Raw genomic sequence first — 10197 nt, forward strand, 5'->3', positions numbered from 1 at the left:
GAACTCGGTCGCGCCGATGCGCACGACGTCACCGTCGAGCAGGCGCCTCCGGGTGACGAAGGCGTCGCCGACCATGACGCCGTTGGTCGATCCCGTGTCGACGACCTCGGGGTGCTCGCCGATCACGATGCGCGCGTGGCGATGCGACACCAGCGGATCCGTGAGCAGCACCTCGACGTCGGCCGCGCGCCCGACCGCGTTGGCGCCTGCGTGGAGCGCGAACGACCTGCCTCGGTCCGGGCCGGCGAGCACGCTGGCCACCCCGGCCGGAGCGGCGGGCGGGCGCGCAGAGCGCTCCCGCGCGCGGGTGAGCGCGAGATGATCACCGCTGCGGACCCCGGAGGACGAGAAGCCTTGGCTTGGATCGAGGGTTTCCGGGTCCCGGGTCCCCGCCGAGTGACGGGCGACGGCCAACGTCAGGAGCTGCGGCGAACTCCCTTGGCGGCGTGCGGGATCGCGCTCGTGCAGCTCTCGAGCGACGTCGCCGACGGTGAGAGAGGAGTCGACGCCGAGCTCGATCATCGACTCTGTCCCGTCGCCGCGTACCACGCTGACCTTCAGAGCCATCCCCGCCCCTCCCCCCGAACCCGCGCGCCCCCGCGCACGGTGGTGCGACCCTAGTGCGGCGTGAGCAGACGAGCGGAGGGCCGGCGAGATCTGTGGAGAACTCCGCGGCGAGAACTGCCTGAGAGCAACCTCAGGATCCGTGGGGCACACTTGTCCGCATGCAGACACCCAGCCTCCGCGGCGTCACGGTGGCGGCAGGCATCGTCGGCATCGCACTGATGGTCGTCGGGGCGGCGACCGCCGTGGCTCAGGCACCCGCTGATCAGGCCGTCGCGACCGCGGTTCAGCTCGAGGTCGACACCGAGGCCTCGCTGGCCCCCGTCACGGCCGACGCGCCCGCCGCGCACCCGGTCGAGGTGGGGCGAGGCCCGATCGAGTGCTCGGAGACCGGGAGCTGTGGTGACGACGCCCCCGACCTCCAGACCATCGCCGTGACCGTCGAGACGCCCGAGCCGGAGCCCGAGCCCGAGCCCGCGGCCGCATCGGCCCCCCCGGCCACCTGCGCGCTGCCCGATGCCCCCGCCAAGCCCAGCGATGGCGACACGGACGCCTGGGTGAAGCTCCTGCACGCGTGGATCCGGGACTCCCAGCCCATCGCCGAAGCGTGCGACCTGACCTGGGACGCCTGGCGCGCCGCCTCCGAGGACGTCTGGCCCGATGGATGGGACGAGGCGGATGCGAAGCGGTGGTGGAGCGAGGCCATCGGTGCATGGAACGCCATGCAGGACGATCCGAAGGCATCGTCGGGGGACGACGGCGACGGTGCGACCGAGGCCGGCAAGGGTGATGGCGACGGCACCTGGGGCGATCGCCGCGTCCGTCCCGGAGGCGGAGCGAGCTGGGGCGGCAAGGACGACTGACCCGGGCGTCCGCGGGCGTCGCGGTAGCGTGACCCCAGGAGGCACCTCATCGCGACGTTTCTCGCCAGGCTCGCACGCCCGGCCCGACGCATGTCGGTCCGGGCGCGAGTGTTCGCGTACCTCGTGGGCCTCACCGGACTCGCTCTGGCCACCGCCGGCATCACCGCGTTCGGCATCGAACGGGCGCGGATCGACGCGACGATCACCGAGGACCTGTCGCTGCGCACGCAGGCCTTCATCGAGCTCGCGAACGACCCCGACCCCACGACGGGCGAGGCCTATGCCACATCGGACGACCTCATGCGCGAGGCCATGATCCGCGTGGTCGCGACGCCCACCGAGAGCGCCGTCGCACACGACGGGACCGTCGCGCGCTTCGTGCCGTCGGCCCCCAACCGGCTGCGCCTCGAGGACGATGCCGCGTTCCTCGAGGAGGCGGCGGCGATGGCCACCGAGGTCGTGCGGGTGCGCTCCGTCACGACGGACGTGGCCGACTACCGCTACACCGCGGTGCCGATCGTGGCCCCGGATGGCACCACCATCGGCGTGTTCACGATCGCGGAGGACCGCGGCGCACAGATGGAGAGCCTGCGCGACACGTTCGTCGTGTACGCGCTTGTCGCGGTGGCGGCTCTCGCCGTGATCGGCGTGGTCGCGTGGACCACCGTGGGCCGCATGCTGCGCCCGATCACCGTGCTGGAGGAGCGCGCCCGCAGCATCAACGAGCACGACCTGGCCGAGCGGATCCCCGTGACCGGACACGACGACCTCGCCCGCCTCACCCGCACCGTGAACGGCATGCTCGACCGCCTCGAGCGCGCCTTCGCCGATCAGCGCCAGCTGCTCGACGACGCGTCCCACGAGCTGCGCACGCCGCTGTCGATCATGCGCGCCAACCTCGAGATCCTGGAGCCGCGCGACCCCGAGGAGGTCGAGCGCAGCCAGCGGGACCTGCTCGACGAGGTGTCGATGATGTCGCGGCTGGTCGACGACCTCGTGACGCTGGCGAAGTCGGACCGGCCGGAGTTCATCCTGCGCGAGACCACCGATCTCGCCGAGCTGACCCGCTCCACCTTCGCGCGCGCGGGCGCGCTGGGGGCGCGGGACTGGACGCTCGAGGCGACCGGCCGGGGCACCGTCGAGGTGGACCCGCAGCGGCTGACGCAGGCGTGGCTGCAGCTCGCCGCCAACGCCGTGAAGTTCTCCGAGGAGGGCTCGCCAGTCGCGCTCGGAACTGCGATCGTGGGAGACGAGGTTCACCTGTGGGTGCGCGACGCCGGGATCGGGATCGCGCCGGAGGATCAGGAGCGAGTCATGGACCGGTTCAGCCGCGTCGACCCCGAGGCCGAGGGCATGGGCCTGGGACTTCCCATCGCCGCCGCGATCGCGCGCGCTCACGGGGGCCGCATCGCCATCGACTCGACACTGGGCCAGGGATCCGCCTTCGCCCTCATCGTCCCCCGGAACGGAGCCCGATCGTGATTCGACTGCTGCTGATCGAGGACGAGGAACGCCTGGTCGCGTCGCTCACCCAGGGGCTCCGCACGGCCGACATCGAGGTCACCGCCCTCTCCACGGGCCGCGAGGGCCTGCAGCGCGCCCTGTACGACCGCTTCGACATCATGGTGCTCGACATCGGGCTGCCCGATCAGGAGGGCTTCACGGTGCTGCGCAAGCTCCGCGCACACGGGTCCGACCTCCCCGTCATCATCCTCACCGCGCGCACCTCCGCCGAGGACACCGTGCGAGGTCTCGAACGCGGTGCCGACGACTACATGCCCAAGCCGTTCTCGTTCGACGAGTTGGTAGCCCGCATCCGGCTGCGCGCGCGCAACCCCGGGTCCGGCTACGACACCATCACGTCGAGCGGCATGATCCGGGTGGGTTCCTGCGAGCTCGACCCCGTCGAGCGCACCCTGCTGAGCGGCGGCGCCGAGGTGCCGCTCAGCCCTCGCGAGTTCCAGCTGGCGCAGCTGCTGATGTCGCGGCAGGGCGAAGTGGTGCCGCGCACCGAGGCCCTCGAGGAGGTGTGGGGCGGGGCGGCGAAGGACAACGTCCTCGACGTCTACATCCGCTACCTGCGCACCCACCTGGGTCCTGATGCGATCGAGACGGTGCGAGGAGTCGGCTACCGCTTCGTGGGGTGAGGCGGTCGCGCCGGCGACCGCATCGGTCGCGCGGCCGATGCGGCGGTCACCCGAGCGCCCTACGCTGAGGTCCCATGGACCTGAGACCGCTGCGATGGAACGACGTTCTGGTCGTGGGCGGCCTGCTCGTGCTGAGCGTGCTGTGGGCCGCGTCGCTGACGGGGTTTCAGGTCACCGAGATCAGGCCGCCCGACCCGCTCGGCTATGCGCTGCTGATCGCCATGGTCATCCCCCTGCTGTGGCGTCAGCGGTACCCGCGCGCGGTGCTGTGGACCACGGCCGCGGCGTGGCTCGTGGTGGTGGGTCTGGGCTACGAGGCCAGCCCCGCGATGCTGGCGCTGTTCCTGGCGATCTACGGGCTCGCGTCGCTGACGCCGCGCGCGATCGCCGCGCGCCACTTCGCCGCGCTGGTCGGGGTGATGCTGGTGTGGACGACCATCGGCATCGTCACGTCGGAGACGTCCGTCCCTCCCAGCGCCCTGGTCGCGATCCCCGTCGGCGTGGTCATCCCCTTCGCGCTGGGGCTGAACGAGCGGCGCCGCCGACGGCGCGTGACCGAGCTCGAGGTCGCCGCGGTGCGGCGGGAGCAGGCGGGCTTCGAGGCCGCGACTGACGCGGTGCGCGCCGAGCGCGCGCGCATCGCCCGCGAGCTGCACGATGTGGTGGCCCACGAGATCACCGTGATGACGCTGCAGGCGGAGGGCGCGCGCAGGCGCGTGCGAGATGCCGACCCCGAGCTCGCGGAGACGCTGAGCACGATCGCCTCCTCGGGCAGGACGGGCCTCGAGGAGATGCAGCGCATGATCGGCGTGCTGCGCGCCTCCGAGCAGGAGGCCAGCGAACGCGCCGACGCCGACCGCGCCATCGCGGCGGGCCATGGCGTGAGCGTCCCGGCGCGCATCGACGAGTTCGCGCCCATGCCGTCGCTCGCGGCCCTGCCGGGCCTCGTGCGGCACGTCCAGGACTCGGGGCTGCCCGTGACGCTCGAGATCTCGGGCTCCGCCCACGTGCCGGCGGGCGTCGAGCTCAGCGCGTATCGCATCGTCCAGGAGGCGCTCACCAACGCCCTCAAGCACGCGGGGCCGGGGGCGCGCGCGGAGGTCACGGTCAAGCGCACGGCGGACGCCGTCCGCATCACCGTGGTCGACGACGGTCGCGGCACCACCTCCGAGTCGATCCGACTGCCCGGCGGGCACGGGCTCGCGGGGATGGCCGAGCGCGTCCAGGCGCTCGGCGGCGCGCTGTCGCACGGCCCACGGCGCGGCGGCGGGTTCGAGGTCCATGCGGTGCTGCCGTCGAGCGACGATCAGGTCTCGGGTGCGTCCGCCGCGCCCGCGGAGGGAGCGAGCACATGATTCGAGTCGGGCTGGTCGACGACCAGGCCATGGTCCGCGTGGGGCTGAGGATGATCCTCGAGGCGGAGCCGGGCATCGAGATCGCCGGCGAGGCCTCGGACGGGGCCGATGCGGTGGCTCTGGTCCGCGATCACGCACCCGACGTGGTGCTCATGGACATCCGGATGCCCGGCATGGACGGGCTCGCCGCCACGGAAGAGGTGCTCGCGGCGCACCCCGGCACCCGCGTCGTGATCCTCACGACGTTCGATGACGACGAGTACGTATACCGGGCGCTCCGCGCCGGCGCATCGGGCTTCCTCCTCAAGAGCGCCGACGGCGACACCCTCGTGAACGCCGTCCAGGTGGTGGCCGGCGGCGAAGCGCTGCTCGCTCCGGAGGTGACACGCGCGGTGATCGAGCGCTTTGCCGGACGCGGCGCGGAGCCCGAGCCCGCATCGGCCGCCGCCGAGACCGACGGCGAGTACACCCCGCCGCCCGAGGCGGTCGGCGACCTGTCCGAGCGCGAAGTCGAGGTGCTGCAGCTCATGGCGCGCGGCATGTCGAACCAGGAGATCGCGCAAGAGCTCTGGGTGTCCGCGACCACCGTCAAGACCCACGTGAGCCACATCCTCACCAAGCTGGGGGTCCGGGACCGCGTGCAGGCCGTGGTGGAGGCCTACGACTCGGGGATCGTGCTGCCGCGCGGCTGACCACCACCTCCCAGGGTCATCCCTGAGATCGATTCGACCCAACCGTCCTCATGGGGGATTCCCGCGCGTCAGCGCTTGTTGGCAGACTGGTCGCCGTCTGGACGATCCGCCGAGAAAGGCCTACCCATGACCACGACAGCAGCCCCCGCCCTCGCCGCCACCATGCGCGACGGGTATAAGGACTACGGCTACGGCGAGGCGGCCGTGCGCGCCCTCGACGGCATCAACGTCGACATCGCGCGCAGCGAGTTCACGGCGATCATGGGCCCCTCGGGCTCGGGCAAGTCGACGCTCCTGCACACGCTCGCGGGCCTCGACCGGCTGACGGCAGGATCGTCGACCATCGGCGATACGGTGATCACGCAGCTGTCAGAGGCGCAGATCACGCAGGTGCGGCGCGACTACATCGGCTTCATCTTCCAGGCCTTCAACCTGATCCCGTCGCTCAACGCTCGCGAGAACATCACGCTGCCGATCGACATCGCCGGTGGCGACGTCGACGAGGAGTGGTTCGACGAGATCATCGGCATCCTGGGCCTCGGCGATCGCCTGACGCACCTGCCCGCGGAGCTGTCCGGTGGACAGCAGCAGCGCGTCGCCGTCGCCCGCGCGCTGGTGTCGCGCCCCGACATCATCTTCGCCGACGAGCCCTCCGGCAACCTCGACTCGCGGTCGGGCGCGGAGCTGCTCGCCTTCATGCAGCGCGCAGTCAAGGAGTTCAAGCAGACGATCGTCATGGTCACTCACGACCCGACCGCGGCGTCGTACTCGGACCGCATCCTGTTCCTCGAGGACGGGAAGATCGTGGACGAGATGCGCGAGCCCACTGCGGACCGCGTGCTCGACCGCATGAAGCAGATGGGGCACTGATCCGCGATGCTCAGGCTCGCTCTCAAGTCGGTTCGACACAACCCGAAGCGGCTCATCCTCACGGTGGTCGCCGTAGCGCTGGGCGTGTCCCTGGTGACGGCGACGATGACCTTCACCAGCGCGCTGTCGCGGGGCTTCACGGACCTCTTCGGTGACATCTACGCGACCGTCGACGTCGTGATCGAGGAGGAGCCTGCGGAATCCGAGGACGAGGGATTCTCGCCCACGGACGCCGCCGGTCTCTTCACGGAGGAGGACGTCGCCGCCGTGCAGGCGATCGACGGCGTCGAGGACGCGGCCGGCGCGGTGCGCTACGAGATGGGCGCGCTGCTCGGCCTCGACGGCGAACCCCTGCGGCCCGGGCCCCCGACGCTGCTGTACAACTGGACCGGCGTCGAGGGGATCGACCGTGCCACCGTGATCGACGGGCGCGCTCCCGAGGCCCCCGGCGAGGTGGCCGTCGACATCGACACCTACGCGGATCTCGAGGCGAGCCCCGGAGACGTCGTGGGCATCGCGACCGAGACCGGCGTCTACGACCTCGAGGTCGTCGGCTCCGTGCGGTTCGGCGAGAACAACGAGCTGCAGACGGCGAAGCTCATGTACGCGACGGACGACACCGTGCGCGAGGTGGCGGGCGGCATCACCGGGTACTCCGGCATCGAGATCGTGGCCGAGGACGGCGCGGACCTCGACGCGATCGTGAGCGACGCTGGAGAGGTCATTCCGGAGGGCACGCGCGCGATCTCCGCTCAGGACAAGGCCGCGGAGCAGGTCGAGGAGCTCAACGAGGCTCTCGACATCATCGACATCTTCGCGCTCGTGTTCGGGCTGGTCGCGCTGTTCGTCGGGGCCTACATCATCGTGAACACCTTCCGCATCATCGTGACCCAGCGCACGCGCGAGTTCGGGCTCCTGCGAGCGATCGGCGCCCAGGGCAAGCAGATCCGCTCGACGATCCTGATCGAGGCGATCGTGGTCGCGCTGGTCGGCGCGACGGTCGGCATCCTGCTGGGCTGGGGCCTGGCCGTGGCGGGCGGCGCACTGGTCGAGGTGTTCAGTGGGGACATCCTGGGGCCGCTGATCGTGCCGGTCAGGGCGCTGGTGTGGAGCTACGCCCTCGGCGCGCTCGTCACCATCGTCGCAGCGCTGCTGCCGGCGATCCACGCCTCCCAGATCTCGCCCATGGAGGCGCTGCGCGAGGCGGGAACGTCCGGCAAGAAGTCGCTGGGCGTGCGCAACGTGGTCGGCGGCGCGCTCGCTCTGCTCGGCATCGCCGCGGTCGTCGCGGGACTGGAGCTGAAGGTGGCCGGCCCGGCGTACTGGGTGGGCGCGGGGGCCGTGCTGATCGTGCTGGGCACGACGCTGCTCGCGGCGCAGGTCCTCATCCCACTGGCGCACGGATTGCGCGGCGTTCTCGCCGCGATCGGCGGCGTCAACGGCAAGCTGGCGGCCAACAACATCCGCCGCGAGCCGCGCCGGTCCGCCAACAGCGCCGCGGCGCTGATGATCGGCGTGATGCTGCTCGCGCTGGTGGCCACGTTCACCGAGTCCGTCAAGGACACGTTCACCTCGCAGTTCGCGACCAACAAGGCGGAGCTGTTCATCCTCGCCCAGATGGGTCCCGTTCCGCAGGGGGCCATCGATGTCGTGGCCGACACCGAGGGTGTCCGGGACGTCATGCGCTACGCGGGAATCGACGCCACGGTGGATGGGACGTCCACGACCGTCGGGATGGTCGACGCGGCCCTGGCGGACGCGGTGTTCGACTTCAACGTCGATCGACCGCTCGCCGAGATCGACGGCGGCACCTTCATCGACCCGTCGGTGGTGGAGGCCGGTGTCGAGGTGGGCGACGAGATCGCCTTCGAGTCCGCGACCGGATCGGTCACCGTTCCCGTCACCGGGCTCTACCTCAACGAGGGTGACCAGCAGTACCTGCTGGACTGGGAGCAGGGCGAGCAGCTCTCGGACGACCCGTTCATCTTCCAGGTGCTCATCGACTTCGATGACGACGTGGACGTCGACGCGACCACACAGGCCATCGAGGACAACCTCAGCGAGGACTTCCCCCTGGTGCAGGTGCAGTCCCCCAGCGAGCTGGAGCAGTTCTTCAACCAGGTGCTGACGATCCTGCTCGGAGTCATCTCGGGGCTGCTCAGCGCGGCGCTGCTCATCGCGATCCTCGGCGTGGCCAACACGCTGCTGCTGTCCGTCACGGAGCGCACCCGCGAGATCGGGCTGCTGCGAGCCGTCGGTGTGACACGCAAGGCCGTGTGGGGAATGATCACGCTGGAGTCCGTGGTGATGGCGCTGTTCGGCACCATCCTGGGCATCGTCCTGGGCGTCGGGCTCGGCGTCGCGCTGGTCCAGGCCCTCAGCGACTTCGGGTTCGAGCGAGCCGTGGTGCCGTGGGTGTGGATCGGCGTCTACACGGTGCTGTCGATGATCGCCGGCGTGGTGGCCGCCATCTGGCCGGCGTGGAGGGCGTCGCGCCTCGACATCCTCAAGGCCATCGCCGCGGACGGCTGACTAGAGCTCGACGCCGAGCAGCACCGGCTCCGGGACCAGCTCGACCCCGAAGCGTGCTCTCACGCCGTCGCGGACCTCGCGCGCCAGCGCGACCAGGTCCGCGGCGGCGGCCTCGCCCCGGTTGGTGATCGCCAGGGTGTGCTTGGTCGACAGCGTGGCCCGCGCATCGGCCGCCGCCGCATGCCCTCGCGCGAAGCCGGCGTGCTCGATCAGCCAGGCCGCCGAGGTCTTCACGCGCCCGTCCCCCGCCGCGAAGCGCGGCGCGTCCTCCGGGAGCCCCGCCGCCGCATCGGCCCCGAGAATCGGGTTCGTGAAGAACGAGCCCGCGCTCCACGTGTCGTGATCGCCCGCCTCGAGGACCATGCCCTTGCGAGCGCGCACCTCGAGAACGGCCGCGCGCACGTCCACGAGCGGCGCGCGCTCGCCCTCCTCGACGTCGAGCGCGGCGGCCAGCTGCGCGTAGCGCACGGGCGCTGACAGCGTCCCCTGCTTCATCTGCAGGGTCACGTCGAGCACCACGTAGCGCGGACTCGGGTGCCAGCGGCCGCCGTCGGGCGCCTCGCCGCGCATCGACCGCTTGAGCAGCGAGTCGCGGTACGCGAAGCCGCACTGGGCCCACGGCAGCGACCGGACCCTGCTCTCGAGCCGGTCCCACACACGCACGAGCGCCACGACGTCCGAGATCTCGGCGCCGTAGGCACCGACGTTCTGCACGGGCGTGGCTCCCGTCGATCCGGGGATGCCGGACAGCGCCTCGATGCCGATCCAGCCCTCGTCCACGGCACGCGCGACGACGTGGTCCCACGGCGTGCCGGCCGCGACGGTCACCGAGACGCCGCCGCACGCGCCGTCGTCCTGCACGGCGACCGAGCGGCGGGCGTCGCGGACCACGACGCCATCGAAGGGCGCGTCCGAGGCGAGCACGTTGGAACCGCCTCCCAGGACCAGCAGCGGCACCTCGCGGTCGTCGGCGTCACGCACCGCGTCGATGAGATCGCGCTCGCCTCGCGGCTCGATCATCTCGCGAACGGGACCACCGACGCGCAGCGTCGTGAGCTCGGACAGGCGGGTCATGGCTCCAGCGTAGTGAGCGGCACGGAGGGCCGATGCGCGGGCCGGGTCAGTCGCGGGCGGGCGGGGCGGCGGCGCCCGAGCGCCGCGCGATGGCGCGGTG

9 protein-coding genes are annotated in these 10197 nt (G+C 71.4%); 7 read left to right on the plus strand and 2 right to left on the minus strand.

Annotated features, from left to right (window positions below; genetic code table 11):
- Positions 1–567 (minus strand): FHA domain-containing protein (locus tag QZ483_RS10230; RefSeq protein WP_297083625.1); only part of this gene is annotated, 567 nt, incomplete at its 3' end.
- Between the two features lie 158 nt (positions 568–725).
- Here QZ483_RS10230 and QZ483_RS10235 point away from each other — a divergent pair.
- The 7 genes from QZ483_RS10235 (at position 726) to QZ483_RS10265 (ending at position 9023) form a co-directional block, all read left to right on the plus strand.
- Complete coding sequence (locus QZ483_RS10235; RefSeq protein WP_297083626.1) at positions 726–1427, plus strand: hypothetical protein; 702 nt, start codon at positions 726–728, stop codon at positions 1425–1427.
- 90 nt (positions 1428–1517) lie between these two features.
- Positions 1518–2909: a cell wall metabolism sensor histidine kinase WalK gene (locus QZ483_RS10240; RefSeq protein WP_297083628.1), complete on the plus strand. Its 1392-nt coding sequence runs from the start codon at positions 1518–1520 to the stop codon at positions 2907–2909.
- Positions 2906–3574 carry a response regulator transcription factor gene (locus QZ483_RS10245; protein ID WP_297083630.1) on the plus strand — a complete coding sequence of 223 codons (669 nt, stop codon included), beginning with the start codon at positions 2906–2908 and terminating at the stop codon, positions 3572–3574. The genes QZ483_RS10240 and QZ483_RS10245 overlap by 4 nt, the downstream gene beginning before the upstream one ends.
- A 74-nt stretch (positions 3575–3648) precedes the next feature.
- Positions 3649–4929: a sensor histidine kinase gene (locus QZ483_RS10250; protein ID WP_297083632.1), complete on the plus strand. Its 1281-nt coding sequence runs from the start codon at positions 3649–3651 to the stop codon at positions 4927–4929.
- Complete coding sequence (locus QZ483_RS10255) at positions 4926–5621, plus strand: response regulator transcription factor (protein ID WP_297083635.1); 696 nt, start codon at positions 4926–4928, stop codon at positions 5619–5621. The genes QZ483_RS10250 and QZ483_RS10255 overlap by 4 nt, the downstream gene beginning before the upstream one ends.
- A gap of 126 nt (positions 5622–5747) precedes the next feature.
- On the plus strand, positions 5748–6491 hold the full coding sequence (locus QZ483_RS10260) for an ABC transporter ATP-binding protein (RefSeq protein WP_297083637.1): 744 nt from the start codon (positions 5748–5750) through the stop codon (positions 6489–6491).
- A gap of 6 nt (positions 6492–6497) precedes the next feature.
- A complete protein-coding gene (locus QZ483_RS10265) occupies positions 6498–9023 on the plus strand; it encodes an ABC transporter permease (RefSeq protein ID WP_297083638.1) in 2526 nt (841 codons plus the stop codon).
- On the opposite strand, the gene QZ483_RS10270 is transcribed toward QZ483_RS10265, so the two are convergent.
- Positions 9024–10097: a UDP-N-acetylmuramate dehydrogenase gene (locus tag QZ483_RS10270; protein WP_297083639.1), complete on the minus strand. Its 1074-nt coding sequence runs from the start codon at positions 10095–10097 to the stop codon at positions 9024–9026. It lies immediately after the preceding gene.
- Positions 10098–10197: the final 100 nt, after the last annotated feature.

Origin of the sequence: uncultured Demequina sp. (assembly GCF_913055775.1) — a bacterium.
In the GTDB taxonomy this organism is placed as follows: Bacteria; Actinomycetota; Actinomycetes; order Actinomycetales; family Demequinaceae; genus Demequina.

Bases quoted from the DNA above. Each gene is read 5' to 3' on its own strand.
- QZ483_RS10235 (WP_297083626.1), top strand. From the start codon at position 726: ATGCAGACACCCAGCCTCCGCGGCGTCACGGTGGCGGCAGGCATCGTC.
- QZ483_RS10240 (WP_297083628.1), top strand. From the start codon at position 1,518: ATGTCGGTCCGGGCGCGAGTGTTCGCGTACCTCGTGGGCCTCACCGGA.
- QZ483_RS10250 (WP_297083632.1), top strand. From the start codon at position 3,649: ATGGACCTGAGACCGCTGCGATGGAACGACGTTCTGGTCGTGGGCGGC.
- QZ483_RS10255 (WP_297083635.1), top strand. From the start codon at position 4,926: ATGATTCGAGTCGGGCTGGTCGACGACCAGGCCATGGTCCGCGTGGGG.
- QZ483_RS10260 (WP_297083637.1), top strand. From the start codon at position 5,748: ATGACCACGACAGCAGCCCCCGCCCTCGCCGCCACCATGCGCGACGGG.
- QZ483_RS10265 (WP_297083638.1), top strand. From the start codon at position 6,498: ATGCTCAGGCTCGCTCTCAAGTCGGTTCGACACAACCCGAAGCGGCTC.
- QZ483_RS10270 (WP_297083639.1), bottom strand. From the start codon at position 10,097: ATGACCCGCCTGTCCGAGCTCACGACGCTGCGCGTCGGTGGTCCCGTT.